Source organism: Tessaracoccus pujii (genome assembly GCF_055326215.1).
On the sequence record NZ_JBUZNP010000014.1, the window covers coordinates 1 to 14026 of the forward strand.

The 14026-nt window shown below is 64.2% G+C and carries 17 protein-coding genes and 1 pseudogene; 6 read left to right on the top strand and 12 right to left on the bottom strand.

The features are described from left to right. Positions 1–86: 86 nt before the first annotated feature. The 8 genes and pseudogenes from ACZK5N_RS13795 to ACZK5N_RS13830 form a co-directional block, all read right to left on the bottom strand. Positions 87–506 carry a GlcG/HbpS family heme-binding protein gene (locus ACZK5N_RS13795; RefSeq protein WP_068751134.1) on the bottom strand — a complete coding sequence of 140 codons (420 nt, stop codon included), beginning with the start codon at positions 504–506 and terminating at the stop codon, positions 87–89. Between the two features lie 393 nt (positions 507–899). After that, complete coding sequence (dhaK, locus tag ACZK5N_RS13800) at positions 900–1895, bottom strand: dihydroxyacetone kinase subunit DhaK (RefSeq protein WP_068751136.1); 996 nt, start codon at positions 1893–1895, stop codon at positions 900–902. Between the two features lie 49 nt (positions 1896–1944). Further along, a pseudogene (locus ACZK5N_RS13805) lies at positions 1945–2103 on the bottom strand (DAK2 domain-containing protein); the annotation flags it as partial. 70 nt (positions 2104–2173) lie between these two features. Next, positions 2174–2593, bottom strand: a complete 420-nt coding sequence (locus ACZK5N_RS13810) for a GlcG/HbpS family heme-binding protein (RefSeq protein ID WP_068751134.1) — start codon at positions 2591–2593, stop codon at positions 2174–2176. A gap of 393 nt (positions 2594–2986) precedes the next feature. Continuing rightward, complete coding sequence (dhaK, locus tag ACZK5N_RS13815; protein WP_068751136.1) at positions 2987–3982, bottom strand: dihydroxyacetone kinase subunit DhaK; 996 nt, start codon at positions 3980–3982, stop codon at positions 2987–2989. Between the two features lie 49 nt (positions 3983–4031). Continuing rightward, on the bottom strand, positions 4032–4673 hold the full coding sequence (dhaL, locus tag ACZK5N_RS13820; RefSeq protein WP_068751139.1) for a dihydroxyacetone kinase subunit DhaL: 642 nt from the start codon (positions 4671–4673) through the stop codon (positions 4032–4034). An 18-nt stretch (positions 4674–4691) separates the two neighbouring features. Further along, positions 4692–5513, bottom strand: coding sequence for an HAD-IA family hydrolase (locus tag ACZK5N_RS13825; RefSeq protein ID WP_463625145.1), 822 nt, complete (start codon positions 5511–5513; stop codon positions 4692–4694). Then, positions 5462–6340, bottom strand: coding sequence for a class II fructose-bisphosphate aldolase (locus ACZK5N_RS13830; RefSeq protein WP_068751143.1), 879 nt, complete (start codon positions 6338–6340; stop codon positions 5462–5464). The genes ACZK5N_RS13825 and ACZK5N_RS13830 overlap by 52 nt, the downstream gene beginning before the upstream one ends. 140 nt (positions 6341–6480) lie before the next feature. Between ACZK5N_RS13830 and ACZK5N_RS13835 the strand changes: the two genes are divergently transcribed. After that, on the top strand, positions 6481–7218 hold the full coding sequence (locus ACZK5N_RS13835) for a GntR family transcriptional regulator (protein ID WP_068751144.1): 738 nt from the start codon (positions 6481–6483) through the stop codon (positions 7216–7218). A gap of 44 nt (positions 7219–7262) precedes the next feature. Here the strand turns inward: ACZK5N_RS13835 and ACZK5N_RS13840 are convergent, their stop codons facing one another. From ACZK5N_RS13840 to ACZK5N_RS13850, 3 genes are read right to left on the bottom strand one after another with little or no spacing between them, the layout of a single operon-like run. Then, the gene (locus tag ACZK5N_RS13840) at positions 7263–8201 is read right to left on the bottom strand and encodes a transketolase family protein (protein WP_068751146.1); all 939 of its coding nucleotides are present in this window, start codon (positions 8199–8201) and stop codon (positions 7263–7265) included. Next, positions 8191–9042 carry a transketolase gene (locus ACZK5N_RS13845; protein ID WP_068751149.1) on the bottom strand — a complete coding sequence of 284 codons (852 nt, stop codon included), beginning with the start codon at positions 9040–9042 and terminating at the stop codon, positions 8191–8193. Before ACZK5N_RS13845 ends, ACZK5N_RS13840 begins: the two co-directional genes overlap by 11 nt. Next, positions 9039–9485, bottom strand: a complete 447-nt coding sequence (locus ACZK5N_RS13850) for an RpiB/LacA/LacB family sugar-phosphate isomerase (RefSeq protein ID WP_463625146.1) — start codon at positions 9483–9485, stop codon at positions 9039–9041. Before ACZK5N_RS13850 ends, ACZK5N_RS13845 begins: the two co-directional genes overlap by 4 nt. Positions 9486–9592: 107 nt before the next feature. On the opposite strand from ACZK5N_RS13850, the gene ACZK5N_RS13855 reads away from it, so the two are divergent. The 5 genes from ACZK5N_RS13855 (at position 9593) to ACZK5N_RS13875 (ending at position 13239) form a co-directional block, all read left to right on the top strand. Then, a complete protein-coding gene (locus ACZK5N_RS13855) occupies positions 9593–10618 on the top strand; it encodes an HAD-IIA family hydrolase (protein ID WP_463625147.1) in 1026 nt (341 codons plus the stop codon). A 423-nt stretch (positions 10619–11041) separates the two neighbouring features. After that, a complete protein-coding gene (locus ACZK5N_RS13860; protein ID WP_068751154.1) occupies positions 11042–11485 on the top strand; it encodes a hypothetical protein in 444 nt (147 codons plus the stop codon). Positions 11486–11669: 184 nt separating this feature from the next. Next, positions 11670–12470 carry a prolipoprotein diacylglyceryl transferase gene (locus ACZK5N_RS13865; protein ID WP_459017665.1) on the top strand — a complete coding sequence of 267 codons (801 nt, stop codon included), beginning with the start codon at positions 11670–11672 and terminating at the stop codon, positions 12468–12470. An 8-nt stretch (positions 12471–12478) separates the two neighbouring features. Next, positions 12479–12913 carry a hypothetical protein gene (locus ACZK5N_RS13870; protein ID WP_459017664.1) on the top strand — a complete coding sequence of 145 codons (435 nt, stop codon included), beginning with the start codon at positions 12479–12481 and terminating at the stop codon, positions 12911–12913. A gap of 146 nt (positions 12914–13059) precedes the next feature. After that, positions 13060–13239, top strand: coding sequence for a hypothetical protein (locus ACZK5N_RS13875; protein ID WP_068752814.1), 180 nt, complete (start codon positions 13060–13062; stop codon positions 13237–13239). A gap of 102 nt (positions 13240–13341) precedes the next feature. On the opposite strand, the gene ACZK5N_RS13880 is transcribed toward ACZK5N_RS13875, so the two are convergent. Beyond that, a complete protein-coding gene (locus ACZK5N_RS13880) occupies positions 13342–13995 on the bottom strand; it encodes a DUF305 domain-containing protein (protein ID WP_459017663.1) in 654 nt (217 codons plus the stop codon). Between the last annotated feature and the right edge of the window lie 31 nt (positions 13996–14026).

The following is a 14026-nucleotide window of genomic DNA, read 5'->3' on the forward strand; positions in this document are numbered from 1 at the left end:
CGACAAACACGCCATCGTCTGCCGCGCGGCCGTCGTCCTCAACGCCGTCATCGCCTGGGTCAAGACATTGTCAGACACGCCCTAGGTCAGAGTGCGGCGGCTCCGGCCTCGGCTACTGTCTGGTCCTCTTCGATACTGCCGGTGGACACTCCGATGGCACCGACGATGACACCGTCGCGGACGAGCGGAATGCCTCCGGGGAACACGACGATGCGGCCGCCGTGAGCATCGTTGAGACCGTACAGGTCGCCGGTCGGGCGTGTTGCTCCCGTGAGGTCTTTGGTCTGGGTCTGGAAGGCAATGGACGTATACGCCTTATTGATAGCGATGTGGATGCTGCCGATGTTCGCAGTATCCATCCGCACGTGTGCCTTGAGGTTGCCTCCGGCGTCCACGACGGCGATGTCCTGGGGCTGTCCGATCTCCTCAGCGCGCGCGATGGCGGCATCGATGACGCGGAGTGCGTCCTCAAGGGTGATGGTGTCCTGAATCTTGGGGTTCGACATGGTGTCTCCTCTTCATTGAAGGTCAGGTGTTGCGGGTGTTAGGCGTCGCATGAGCGACGACTGGGGTGGAGCCTCGGACGGTCCCGATCATGACTTGAAAGACAGTGGACCGACCGAGGGCTAGGGGTTCCCGTCAGATGACAGGAAGCAGTGCGATGGACAACCCGGTGGCGAGCGCGCCTCCGATGAGCGGGCCGGCCACGGGCACCCATCCGCGGACGTCTGTGTCCGCGGAGGTCAAACCGCGGGCTCGGATTGAGCGTGGTACAAGGGATGGTGTGCGTGCGAGCGGCGCCGGGTGGACAGTCGAGGGCCAACCGCGGCCCACCCGGGGATTGCTCAGTGTGAGACTGTGCGGCGCAGCGTGACCTGCGCCGCACAGCGGGGGGCTCCTTAGAAGGTGCGGATCGGGATCTCCGCGGGAGCCTCGAGAAGTTCGCGGATCTCGTCGTCAAGCTTGACAAGCGTGATGGACGCGCCCGCCATGTCCAGCGAGGTGCAGTATTCGCCGACATAGCTACGGGTTGGGGTAATTCCTTGGGCCGCGAGCTTCTCGTGTGCGATGCCGTACAGAAGGTACAGCTCGCTGATGGGCGTGCCACCGAGACCGTTCACCATCAGCGCGACGTCATCGCCGCTGCTGTAGGGGATGTCGCTCACGATGGGCTCCAGAAGCAGGTCGACGATCTCGTTCGCCGGGACCCACTTCTGACGTGCACGGCCGGGCTCACCGTGGATACCGATGCCGACTTCGATCTCGTCGTCGCCGATCTCGAACAGCGGCTCGCCCTTGGCGGGCGGGGTGCAGGCGGTGAGCGCCACGCCCATGGTGCGGGTGACGGCGTTGACCTTCTCGCCGATCCGGACGATCTCGTCGAGATCCTTGCCGGCCTCAGCGGCAGCGCCGACGGCCTTGATGACGAAGAAGTTGCCAGCGACGCCGCGGCGACCGATGGTATACAGCGAGTCCTTCACCGCGACGTCGTCGTCGATGAAGAGGGTGCGCACCTTGATGCCCTCTGCGGCAGCGAGCTCTTCTGCCATTTCGAATGCCATCTTGTCGCCGGTGTAGTTGTTCACCAGCAGCAGCACACCCTTGTCGCTCTTGACGCGGCGTGCGGCCTCGACGACGAAATCGGTGGGCGGGGCGGCGAACACGTCACCGGGGCAGGCGGCGTCCAGCATGCCCTTGCCGACAATCATCACGTGTGCGGGCTCGTGGCCAGAGCCGGAGCCCTGGATGATGGAGACCTTGTCGTTGTTGGGCGCATCGGCGCGGACGATGAGGTTGTACTTCGGGTCGTACGTGAGCGTGTCAGGGTTCGCCAGGGCCAGACCCTTCAGCATCTCCGGAACGAACGCCTTCGGGTCGTTGATGAACTTCTTCATTGTGTTCTCACTTCCTTGTGTGGGATGGGGGTGGAGGGAGGGTGAGTCGTTACCAGGTCTCGGCGACGCGCTCGGCGAGCACTGCCATCGCGATGGCGCCCGGGTCGGGGGAGCCGATGCTGCGCTCACCGGTGTAGGACGCGCGGCCACGATGTGCCTCGAGCTTCGCGGTCTCTTCGGCGGCGGCGCGTGCGACAAACACGCCATCGTCTGCCGCGCGGCCGTCGTCCTCAACGCCGTCATCGCCTGGGTCAAGACATTGTCAGACACGCCCTAGGTCAGAGTGCGGCGGCTCCGGCCTCGGCTACTGTCTGGTCCTCTTCGATACTGCCGGTGGACACTCCGATGGCACCGACGATGACACCGTCGCGGACGAGCGGAATGCCTCCGGGGAACACGACGATGCGGCCGCCGTGAGCATCGTTGAGACCGTACAGGTCGCCGGTCGGGCGTGTTGCTCCCGTGAGGTCTTTGGTCTGGGTCTGGAAGGCAATGGACGTATACGCCTTATTGATAGCGATGTGGATGCTGCCGATGTTCGCAGTATCCATCCGCACGTGTGCCTTGAGGTTGCCTCCGGCGTCCACGACGGCGATGTCCTGGGGCTGTCCGATCTCCTCAGCGCGCGCGATGGCGGCATCGATGACGCGGAGTGCGTCCTCAAGGGTGATGGTGTCCTGAATCTTGGGGTTCGACATGGTGTCTCCTCTTCATTGAAGGTCAGGTGTTGCGGGTGTTAGGCGTCGCATGAGCGACGACTGGGGTGGAGCCTCGGACGGTCCCGATCATGACTTGAAAGACAGTGGACCGACCGAGGGCTAGGGGTTCCCGTCAGATGACAGGAAGCAGTGCGATGGACAACCCGGTGGCGAGCGCGCCTCCGATGAGCGGGCCGGCCACGGGCACCCATCCGCGGACGTCTGTGTCCGCGGAGGTCAAACCGCGGGCTCGGATTGAGCGTGGTACAAGGGATGGTGTGCGTGCGAGCGGCGCCGGGTGGACAGTCGAGGGCCAACCGCGGCCCACCCGGGGATTGCTCAGTGTGAGACTGTGCGGCGCAGCGTGACCTGCGCCGCACAGCGGGGGGCTCCTTAGAAGGTGCGGATCGGGATCTCCGCGGGAGCCTCGAGAAGTTCGCGGATCTCGTCGTCAAGCTTGACAAGCGTGATGGACGCGCCCGCCATGTCCAGCGAGGTGCAGTATTCGCCGACATAGCTACGGGTTGGGGTAATTCCTTGGGCCGCGAGCTTCTCGTGTGCGATGCCGTACAGAAGGTACAGCTCGCTGATGGGCGTGCCACCGAGACCGTTCACCATCAGCGCGACGTCATCGCCGCTGCTGTAGGGGATGTCGCTCACGATGGGCTCCAGAAGCAGGTCGACGATCTCGTTCGCCGGGACCCACTTCTGACGTGCACGGCCGGGCTCACCGTGGATACCGATGCCGACTTCGATCTCGTCGTCGCCGATCTCGAACAGCGGCTCGCCCTTGGCGGGCGGGGTGCAGGCGGTGAGCGCCACGCCCATGGTGCGGGTGACGGCGTTGACCTTCTCGCCGATCCGGACGATCTCGTCGAGATCCTTGCCGGCCTCAGCGGCAGCGCCGACGGCCTTGATGACGAAGAAGTTGCCAGCGACGCCGCGGCGACCGATGGTATACAGCGAGTCCTTCACCGCGACGTCGTCGTCGATGAAGAGGGTGCGCACCTTGATGCCCTCTGCGGCAGCGAGCTCTTCTGCCATTTCGAATGCCATCTTGTCGCCGGTGTAGTTGTTCACCAGCAGCAGCACACCCTTGTCGCTCTTGACGCGGCGTGCGGCCTCGACGACGAAATCGGTGGGCGGGGCGGCGAACACGTCACCGGGGCAGGCGGCGTCCAGCATGCCCTTGCCGACAATCATCACGTGTGCGGGCTCGTGGCCAGAGCCGGAGCCCTGGATGATGGAGACCTTGTCGTTGTTGGGCGCATCGGCGCGGACGATGAGGTTGTACTTCGGGTCGTACGTGAGCGTGTCAGGGTTCGCCAGGGCCAGACCCTTCAGCATCTCCGGAACGAACGCCTTCGGGTCGTTGATGAACTTCTTCATTGTGTTCTCACTTCCTTGTGTGGGATGGGGGTGGAGGGAGGGTGAGTCGTTACCAGGTCTCGGCGACGCGCTCGGCGAGCACTGCCATCGCGATGGCGCCCGGGTCGGGGGAGCCGATGCTGCGCTCACCGGTGTAGGACGCGCGGCCACGATGTGCCTCGAGCTTCGCGGTCTCTTCGGCGGCGGCGCGTGCGACCTCGGCTGCGTGCTGAGCGACAGCCTTGCCGTCCAGACCCTTATCGAGGTCCGCCTCGATGGCATCGGTGAGCGGGACCAGAGCGTCCAGCAGCGTCTTGTCTCCGAGGGAGGCGCCGCCGCGCTTCATGATGCCCTCGACGGCCGAGCGAAGCATCGCGACCACATCGGCCTGGCTGATGTCGTTCTTGTCTTTCACGGAGATAGCGGCGCGAAGGAACGCCGTGCCCCAGATCGGGCCGGACGAGCCACCGATACGGCCGGACATCGTAGTCGCAACCTTCTGGATGAAGGTGCTGAGATCCGACCGGTCGTACTCGTCCCATTCGGCGATGACGTTCTCGAATCCGCGAGCGAGCGAGTATCCGAAGTCGCCGTCGCCGACAACGGCATCCAGGTCGCTGAAGTACTTCTCATTGTCGACGCACGTCTGTGCGATGAGCTTGATGACGCTCTCGACGCGGGCGACGCCCGCCTGGCTGAAGGTGCTGCTCATGATGATCCTCGGGTTGGGTTATCGGATGGTGAGGGCAGTGAGGGTGTCGAGGGTGACCTGACCGGTCTCCTCGACGCCACGCGGGTTGGAAAGGAAGCGCGCTGGCGTCTGCGGCTGGTCACCCAGGCTGTCAACGACCAGTGCCGCCTCGGTGAAGTCCTCGTCGGCGGTGTAACTGGACACCGTCACGACCGTGGTGATGCCGGCCGCGGCGGCGGCCCGCAGCCCGTTCTGGCTGTCTTCGACGACCACAGCGTCCGCCGCGTCGACACCGAGGTCCCGCAGAGCGAGCAGGTAGATGTCCGGTGCCGGCTTCTTCGCCGGGACCACGTCTCCCGCGTAGATACGGAACCAGGAGGCGGACTCTGCACCGACCGCATGCTCCAGCACGGCGCGCACCGATTCTTCGGCGGACGTGGATGCGACAGCGAGCAGCCATCCTGCGTCGTGTGCAGCAGCGACGATTCGGGCGATTCCGGGCCGCCCGGGCATCTCACCAGCTCGAACCTTCGCTGTATAGCGGTCCGTCTTGAAGCGGTGCCACCGCTTGACGAGCTCGATCTGTGCAGCTTCGTCGGTGGGCAAGTTCGCCGACGCAATGAAGTCGCTGGTGAGAAGCGAGGCGAGACGCTCCTTGCCGCCGCCGATTCGTACCTTCTCGGCATAGTCCTCCTCGGACCAGTGCACGGGAAGGTTGAAATGCGCGAAGGTGTCGTTGAAGGCGGGCAGGTGACCATAGCGCTCGGTGTCTGCGAGCACTCCGTCGCAGTCGAAGATCAGGGCGCGAGTCACGGCTTGACGGCCTTCGCCTTGGCTGCCATGCCATCGGAGCCGAACCACTCGATGTGGTCACCGATGACGCTGGTGACAGCATCACCGATGGCAGTCATCAACTTCGGCGGATCCCAATGGTTGTTGGCGCGTGCCCAATCGAGATGCTCCGCCGATGCCTGCATGTACGCGTGCTTGACGGCTGTGGAGATGTTGATCTTGGAGACGCCATTGTTGATGAAGGCGCGGAAGTCGGCGGGCTCAAGGCCGGTTCCCCCGTGAAGAACAATTCCCTTGTCCGTGAGGTGCGCGAGTTCGCGGGCGCGCTCAGGGAGAAGGGTCGGCTTGGACGTGAACAGGCCGTGGCTCGTGCCCAACTGCGGGGCGAGCAGGTCAGCACCGGTGCGCTCCGCGATGGCTGCGAGCTGGTCGACGCTATACGCGTGGTGGGCTTCGTCGCTGCCGACTCCGTCTTCGACCCCGAGGATGTTCTCGATCTCGGATTCGACGTCGACGCCCGCTGCGTGAGCCTCCTTGACGACTTCCGTCGTCTCACGCTCTGCATCAGCAAGATCACGGTCAGAAGCATCGAAGAGAACCGATGACCACCCGGCGGCAATGACGTCAGAGAGGACAGAACGGTCCGGGCAGTGATCCAAGTGGAGCGCGACCGGCACGGATGTGTGCCGCGTGAGCGCCTGGAAAAGGCTCGTGATGAAAGCGGTCCCCGAGGTGCGAACAGTCTTTGTCGAGACCTGGACAATCAGAGGCGAGTCCTTCTCCTCGGCTGCGGCGATGACCGCGCGCATGCTGATCTCGTCGAAGACGTTCACGGCGGGAACCGCGTATCCGTGCTTCCGAGCTCCCGTCGTGAGACGACGAGTTGATACGGCCATAGTCCGATCTCACTTCCTTGTGTCGAGGTCGGGCCAGAACATCCTTCGTTCCGGTCCGTCTGGACCCAGAGTACATGGCTATACAACTCTATACAAGACCTACTTGGTAAGATCATGTGGAAAATTCTGGAGGCGTAAGGATGACCGACGTGATTGAGCGCGACTCAGCGACACCGATCTATCAGCAGCTCGAGGACATCTTTCACGCGAAGATCGCCAGTGGTGAGTGGGCACCCGAGCAGCGCATCCCGTCGGAGAACGAGCTGAACCGGGAGTACAGCCTGAGCCGCATGACGATTCGTGGTGTGCTCAACAAGCTGGCGGGTGAGGGTCTGCTCATCCGCGTCCCTGGCAAGGGCACGTTCGTCGCCCCGCAAAAGATCAACGCGGTCTCTCCTGCATACAAAGGAATCCGTGAGCAGCTCGAAGTGCTCGGGTACGACATCGTGACGACGTTGATTTCTACGGAGCGCGCTCCCGCGCCGACGAGAGTGCGTGAGCACCTGAATCTGCCGGAGGGCGCCGAGGTCATCGCCATCATGCGACTGCGGACGGTAGACGGGAAGCCTCTGAGCGTCCACCGCTCCTTCGTGCCAGCGAGCCTCGCGCCGGGACTGGATCAGCTGGATGTCGTCAACGAGCAGCTGTGCGTGGTTCTCGAAGACAAATTCAATCTGTCGATGAAGAGTGTCTCCGAAGATCTGGAAGTCATCGCCGTGGACGGAACCGACGCCAAGCTGCTGGAGCTGCGCAAGGGCGACCCGGCACTGCTGTTGACGGATGTCATCACGAACCCGGCAGGGACGGCCTTTGAGTACTCGACCATCGTCTTCCGCGGCGATGCGGTGCGGCTGAAGTTCGATTACAAGCGTGAGTGAACCCGCCGTGGTGGATAACTCGGGGCCCACCACAGCGGGTCCGCCTAGCGGACGAGCAGCCGAATGCGCTCGTACAGTCCCGCGGCGTCAAGCGCGTATCGGGCAAGCAGACCTGAGTACGTACCGGTGACGATGTGCTCATGCGGCAACCCGATGGCGTGCACGGGAATTCCCGAGGATGCCAGAGCCTCGCCAACGGCCGCGGAGAGACCGCCGCGGGTGTAGTGCTCCTCGACGGTGATGACGCGTCCGGTGCGATGAGCGGACGCGCGGATAAGCGCCGCGTCAACAGGTTCGACAGTTGGCATCCCGATGAGCTCCACATCGACGCCGTCGTCCGCGAGCCGTTGCACCGCGACCACGACCTCCGGGGTGATGGTCCCCGTCGTGACGACCGTTGCGCGAGACCCTTCCCGAATCATCCGCCCTTCCCCGATGGTGAACGGTGCCTGCGGGAACAGATCGGGGATCGATGGGCCCCCGATGCGCATGTACACGGGCCCGTCGTGCTCAATCATCGCCTTCGCTGCCTCCCGGATCTCTCCGGGGTCCTGGGGTGAGAGGACGACGACCCCGGGAAGCATGCGGATGATTGCATAGTCTTCGAGGGAGTAGTGTGTGGGCCCGAGGTCGGAGTAAGTGATCCCTCCGTTGCGACCGACGATCTTGACGTTCTGACCCATGTACGCGATGTCGTTACGGAATGCTTCGTAGTTCCGGTTGGTGACAAACGCTGCGATGGCTGCGAAGACGGGGATTTTCCCGGTTGTTGCGAGACCTGCCGCGACGCCCGTTGTTCCGTGTTCCTGAATGCCGAACTCGTAGTAGCGGTCGGGGTAGCGCTCGCGAAATGAGCCGAATCCCGACGACAGCCCGCTGTCGGCGGAGAGGACGACGACACGGTCATCGCTCGCAGCGAGGTCGGTCACTGCTTGCCCGAAGGTCTTTCGCGGATCGATAAGAGTAGGCGTCTCAGCAGCCATGGTCGTTCCATTCGCGCAGGTTGTCGATGCGGGCGTGCACTTCACGTTCGGCTCGGTCGAGTTCCTCGACCGTCGGCTTCCAGTAGTGCGAGGCAAGGGTCCCTTCCAGGAAGCTGATGCCCTTCGCCTTCGTCGTGCGAGCAACGACGACAGTAGGCCGGCCCTTTTCACCGTCCGCGGTGCTGACGGCGCCGAGGACGGCATCGATATCGTTCCCGTCGATGGTGACGGTGTTCCACCCGAACGCTGCGAACTTGTCGGCAATCGGCTCCATGTTCATGACCTCAGCGGTCGGCCCGGAGATCTGCAGATCGTTGACATCGACGAAAGCGACGAGGTTGTCGAGTCGGTGGTGGGCCGCAATGGACGCGCCTTCCCAGTTCGCCCCTTCGGGGAGCTCACCATCCCCAAGGACGGTGAAAACCCGTCCTCCGTTGCCCGCTGCGCGAAGGCCAAGTGCCATCCCTGCGGCAATCGACAGCCCGTGACCCAGGGCGCCCGTGTTCGCTTCAATCCCCGGAAGCTTGTGAAGGTCAGGGTGACCGCCGAGTTTGCTGCCGACGGAGCCGTAGGTGTCGTACAGCGTCTCCTCGAAGTAGCCGCGCCGGCCGAGGACGGCGTACTGCGCCATTGCTTTATGGCCCGCGGACAGCAGGAACCGGTCGCGGTTCGGGTCCTTCGGGGCTTGCGGGTTGACGCGCATGGTCGCGAAGTACAGCGCGGTCACGATGTCGATGCACGAGAGTGCTCCTCCAAGGTGGCCAGAACCGCCTGCCCGCACCATCCGCAGGACGTTCAGGCGTGCGAGTTCCGCCTCGATCTGCAGCGGGACGGTATTCATACGCGAGTGTTCTCGGTTTCGTAGTCGTACAGAGCGGCGAGCTTCGGAGCGCTCCGCTCGTTCTCCCCGTACGACACCGAGAGGTATTCGCGAACGAGTTGCTTGATCGACTCGACGCCGGTGACCTGAGCTCCGAATGCGACCATGTTGGCGTCGTTGCTCAGCTGAGCACGCTCGGCTTGGTACGCGTCCGTGAGCAGTGCGCAGTACGCCCCGGGAACCTTATTCGCAGAGATGGAGACGCCGATGCCGGTGCCGCACATCACGACACCACGCTCGACCTCCTTCGCCGCGACGCTTTCCGCCACCGCTATGGCTGTCTTCGGGTACAGGGGGTCGTCGGAGCCGAAATCACGAACCTCGTGGCCGAGCTCGCGAAGGTAATCAGCGACGGCATCCTTGAGGGTGGCTGCATTCGGGTCGCAGCCAATGCCAATCAACATACGGGACTCCTATCTATACCTGTATAGCCCTGTCTAGCTGATCATAGACCGAATCGGCGTAGAATGGAAGACCGGACTGTAGTCCACCCATCGACCTGGGAGACAGCATGGCCAGAGACGCCCACCCCACCCCTCTTGACAGCGCGGACGTCATCCTCTCCGACCTCGACGGAGTCGTCTACCGCGGCGCAGCACCCATACCGCACGCCGTCACCGCTTTGAACGCGGCTCGAGAGACGAAGACGGTGGGGTTCCTGACGAACAACGCCTCTCGGCTGGCAGCGGACGTCGCGGAACAGCTGACGACAATGGGACTCGGCGTCGACGCAGATGATGTCGTCACCTCACCGCAGGCGACACTGCTGCTCCTCTCAAGGGTCGTCGAGCCTGGAACGTCTCTGCTGGTCGTCGGTGGTCCGGGGCTGACGACGGTGCTCCAAGGGGCGGGATACCGACTTGTCCGCACGGCGGATGAGCATCCCGATGCGGTCGTGCAAGGTTTCTCACCACACGTGAGCTGGAATGACCTCGCCGAAGCTGCTTACGCTCTGGCCTCCGGGATTCCGTGGGTTGCGACGAACCTCGACACCGCACTTCCACTCGAGCGCGGCCTGGCCCCCGGCAATGGTGCGATCGTCGCAGCCGTACGCGCTGTCGTCAACCGCGAACCGCTCGTGGCCGGAAAGCCCGAAGAGGCGATCTTCGACGCCGCGCGCGAACGATTCCCCGGCTCCCGATGGCTATTCATCGGCGACCAGGTCGACACAGACATCAGAGGCGCAAACCGATCCGGGATGAGTAGCGCCCTCGTCTTCACTGGCATCAGTCAGCCTCAAGATGCCTTCGCCGCGCACCCCGATGCAAGACCCGACTTCATCTTGCGCGACCTTCGTGATCTCACCTTGCCGTACCCCCCGATCCGTCTCACGCGCAACGGCAAGTTCCTCAAGTCGGCCGCCGCTGATGCAGTAGTTGCCGCCGACGGGCGTCGGGTCCGCCTTGTCGCCCCGGGGGAGGAGCCCATGAATGTAATCCGAGCCACGGCCGCTCTCATCTGGGAGCATGCCGCAACCTTCGACAGTCTTGAGCTCGACACCGAGCTCCACGACGCCATCATCGCGGCCCTTCGTTGACGGCGTCAGCGCGTCGCTTGCTAGGAGATGCCATCCTCCTACTCTGCGAAGGTCCGCAGTAAGACAACGTCCACCCACCTCGCCGGAGGGCTGACGTCGATGTACACTCGGGGGCTCGGCTCAGACGAATCGCAGCTCCAGCAACGCGAAGAACGATTCCATCGCTGAGTTGTCGGCGCTGATGCCGACATGAGTGTGCTGGCAAGGTTCAGCCCGAACCGGCCGCCGCTCCGGCTCCGTGGGCTCAACTTCAAAGAGTTCTTCGAGTGGCTTTCGAAGTCGGTTTCGCGTGTTTCCCGGTCACCCCCGGGTGACACAGTGAAGCTCGACCTCGAAGGGCTTGCTGGGACATGCCGCGCCGAGCTCGAGTCTACTTGATTGGGTTCCGACCCTTGCCAACATCGGCCCTGCGATGATCGGGCAATGAAGCGTTGGTTGGGCGCCGTCGCCGTGGTCTTTGCTGTGGGGGGCGTCGTGGTGATGTTGCTGCCGACCCTGGAGATGCGCTGGCTCGTCGACCCGTCACTGGGTGTTGAGATGCCCATGACTCGGCATTCTTGGTTCGACCCGCTTTTGCTGGGGTATGCGCGCTTTGACGCCCCGTTGTCGCTGATTGCGGGGGTAGCAGGAGTCATCCTGCTGTTGCCTGGGCTCCGAAGGGGTTCGCCGTCGTGGATCGCCATCGGATGCTTGATCGCAGCCGCTGTGGTGCCGCTCATCGGCTACGCGATCTACGGAACACTTGGACCGGCCGCGCTCTTCGCGCCGATTTTGATGGCTGCGAGTGCCGCGACGGCGATCCTCTGGCACCGCCGGGAAAACGCATACTTCGCCACCCGGAAGACGAAGGTCGTCTCTGAGCATTGATCTGATCTGGTCAGGCTTCGGTCAAGATCCGGCCTTACCGTGTGGGTCCGGGCACGTGGACTGGGATCTTGACCAAACCTTGTCCGGGTCCTGCTCGTTGCTTGAGGCGACCGGTTGAGACTGGGCAGTGAGGCCCCGCGGTCACGTCGTGCGCCTGGAACTTCTTTGACGATGGGAGTGGGCTGTGTGGCCTGAGGTGTTCTCGATATTTGGTGTGGGGATCCAGTCCTATGGGCTGAGTAAGGCGCTGGCGCTGCTGGTCGGCGCGTTCCTGTTGGGGCGCGCGTTCACGCGGATCGGTTACGACAAGGAGCTGGCGCACTCGATCGCGTTGTGGGCGACGGTGTGGGGGTTCGTCGGCGCGAAGGTGTACTACCTGATCGCGAACTGGGACAACTTCAGTTGGCACCTGTTCGGCGGGTCCGGGTTCGTCTGGTACGGGGGCCTGATCGCGGGGGCGATCGCGGTGATCGTGATGACCCGACGCCACGACCTCCCCCTTGGACGGGTGGCGGGCGCGATGGCGGCGCCGCTGTCGGTGGCCTACGGCATCGGCCGGATCGGCTGCTTCCTGGCCGGGGACGGCACCTACGGCACGCCCACCGATCTGCCCTGGGGGATGGCGTTCCCCAACGGAGTGGTGCCGGTCGACGTTCCGGTGCACCCGGTCCAGCTATATGAAGCGGCCGGTGCATTCCTGATCGCCGGCATCTTGTGGGCGCTGGGCCGCAGACTGCGGCCGGTGGCCGTGTTCGGGTCCTATCTGATGCTCAGCGGAGCGGCCCGCCTCCTCGCCGAGATGGTCCGCATCAACCCACACGTCGTGCTCGATCTCACAGAGGCGCAGCTGATCGGCATCGCCAGCATCATCCTCGGCGCCGCCCTGATCCTCCGAGACACGTTCCATCCTGCTGCTCCAGTCTCAAACGTCTCCGCCGCCGACCCCTCGTCGGCTGTCCCCAGCCCCCATCCGGTCGGACGGTGAGCGGCGCGATGGACACGATCACCGATACCACCCCAGGCATGACAGGGGGGCGTCGCGGCTTCTGGGGTGCGCTCTGGGCCGGCACACGGGCCACCCTCGGTGCGTTGATGGGCCTGGCGCCGCACGTGATGCACCACATCGGGTTCCTGGCCGGGGCCGCGCTCCTGACGGGATTCCTCGGCAACACGCTGCTCTACGTGGTCGGGTTGGCGTTGAGCATCCCCCTGCTGCGACGGCTGCATCGCCGGTTCAGCACCTGGAAGGCCCCTGCGATTGGCATAGCGGTGTTCACCGGCCTGTTCGCCCTGTCCGCGTTCGTGATCGGGCCACTGTTCAACCCCGCCACCTCCAGCGAACAAGACACCCCCACACCGGCCGCTTCCGCCAGCGCGTCCGGCACCGAGGACCACGAGGGGCACCACAGCGCCTCGCCCACCCGATGATCAACACCACAATGAAATGAAAGGAAACCAAGCACATGTGCAATCACGAGCATGGACACCAGCACGGGAACCAGCAGGAGGGAGGCTGCTGCGGCGGTCACGCCGGCGGCGGTCAGGGTGGGGGCCATCACTGTCAACATGACGTGGTGGCGGGCCCAGGCGACGAGCTGGTCACCTGCACGGTCCGCGGGACCAGCACGCTGAAGTCCACCGCGGAGGCGGCGGGACTGTTCCGCGACGTCGAAGGCCAGCGGTTCTACTTCTGCTGCCGACGTTGCCAGGACCTCTTCGACGCCGAGCATCTCGCCAGCAACCCAGCCGCCTAACCCCGCCAGGTACGGCGTTCGCGCCAACCAGGGCAACCGACGAAGCGCCCGCCCAGCCACAACGGCTGGACGGGCGCCTCATCGCTTGCACGCCTGGGTTGGTCAGAGGCTGGTGAGCATCTCCTGCATCTCGGTGATCTCAGTCTGCTGGTCGGCGATGATCTTCTCCGCCAACATGAGAGCATCCGGGTTCTGCCCCTCGGCCAACTGCTGCTCGGACATCCCGATCGCACCCTCGTGGTGGGCGATCATGGCCTCGAGGAACGCCTGATCAAAGTCGGCGCCGGACATGCCGTCGAGTTGGGTCATCATCTCCTCCTGGCTCATTCCGTTCATGTCCATGCCGCCCATGTCCATGCCGCCATGCCCACCGGGGGAGACGTCTTCACCCCAGGCGCTGAGCCAGGCGGTCATCTCCTCGATCTCGGGGCCTTGTGCCTCGGCGATGCGCTCCGCGAGGGCCACGACCTCGGGTGTTTCGGCGCGTTCGATCGCCAGCTGGGACATTTCGATGGCGCCCTCGTGATGGATGATCATCATCTGCGCGAACGTGGTGTCCTGGTCGTTGTGGTCGGCGGACACCTCAGATGAGGCGCTCGCCGACGCCGACTCGGACTCAGTGGCCGTGGCGGAGGTGCTGCCTGTCGGGGAGGTGGTCGCCGTCGGGGGAGTGGCGCCCTGGTCCGCGCAGGCCGCCAGGGTGGCCGTCAGGACCAGCCCCGCCAAAGTGGCAGTGATCCGCTTAGTGCGTGTCATGAAAGATGCTCCATTCCTGGCCGACGGGGGC

Bases quoted from the DNA above. Each gene is read 5' to 3' on its own strand.
- ACZK5N_RS13795 (WP_068751134.1), bottom strand. From the start codon at position 506: ATGTCGAACCCCAAGATTCAGGACACCATCACCCTTGAGGACGCACTC.
- dhaK (WP_068751136.1), bottom strand. From the start codon at position 1,895: ATGAAGAAGTTCATCAACGACCCGAAGGCGTTCGTTCCGGAGATGCTG.
- ACZK5N_RS13810 (WP_068751134.1), bottom strand. From the start codon at position 2,593: ATGTCGAACCCCAAGATTCAGGACACCATCACCCTTGAGGACGCACTC.
- dhaK (WP_068751136.1), bottom strand. From the start codon at position 3,982: ATGAAGAAGTTCATCAACGACCCGAAGGCGTTCGTTCCGGAGATGCTG.
- dhaL (WP_068751139.1), bottom strand. From the start codon at position 4,673: ATGAGCAGCACCTTCAGCCAGGCGGGCGTCGCCCGCGTCGAGAGCGTC.
- ACZK5N_RS13830 (WP_068751143.1), bottom strand. From the start codon at position 6,340: ATGGCCGTATCAACTCGTCGTCTCACGACGGGAGCTCGGAAGCACGGA.
- ACZK5N_RS13835 (WP_068751144.1), top strand. From the start codon at position 6,481: ATGACCGACGTGATTGAGCGCGACTCAGCGACACCGATCTATCAGCAG.
- ACZK5N_RS13840 (WP_068751146.1), bottom strand. From the start codon at position 8,201: ATGGCTGCTGAGACGCCTACTCTTATCGATCCGCGAAAGACCTTCGGG.
- ACZK5N_RS13845 (WP_068751149.1), bottom strand. From the start codon at position 9,042: ATGAATACCGTCCCGCTGCAGATCGAGGCGGAACTCGCACGCCTGAAC.
- ACZK5N_RS13850 (WP_463625146.1), bottom strand. From the start codon at position 9,485: ATGTTGATTGGCATTGGCTGCGACCCGAATGCAGCCACCCTCAAGGAT.
- ACZK5N_RS13855 (WP_463625147.1), top strand. From the start codon at position 9,593: ATGGCCAGAGACGCCCACCCCACCCCTCTTGACAGCGCGGACGTCATC.
- ACZK5N_RS13860 (WP_068751154.1), top strand. From the start codon at position 11,042: ATGAAGCGTTGGTTGGGCGCCGTCGCCGTGGTCTTTGCTGTGGGGGGC.
- ACZK5N_RS13870 (WP_459017664.1), top strand. From the start codon at position 12,479: ATGGACACGATCACCGATACCACCCCAGGCATGACAGGGGGGCGTCGC.
- ACZK5N_RS13880 (WP_459017663.1), bottom strand. From the start codon at position 13,995: ATGACACGCACTAAGCGGATCACTGCCACTTTGGCGGGGCTGGTCCTG.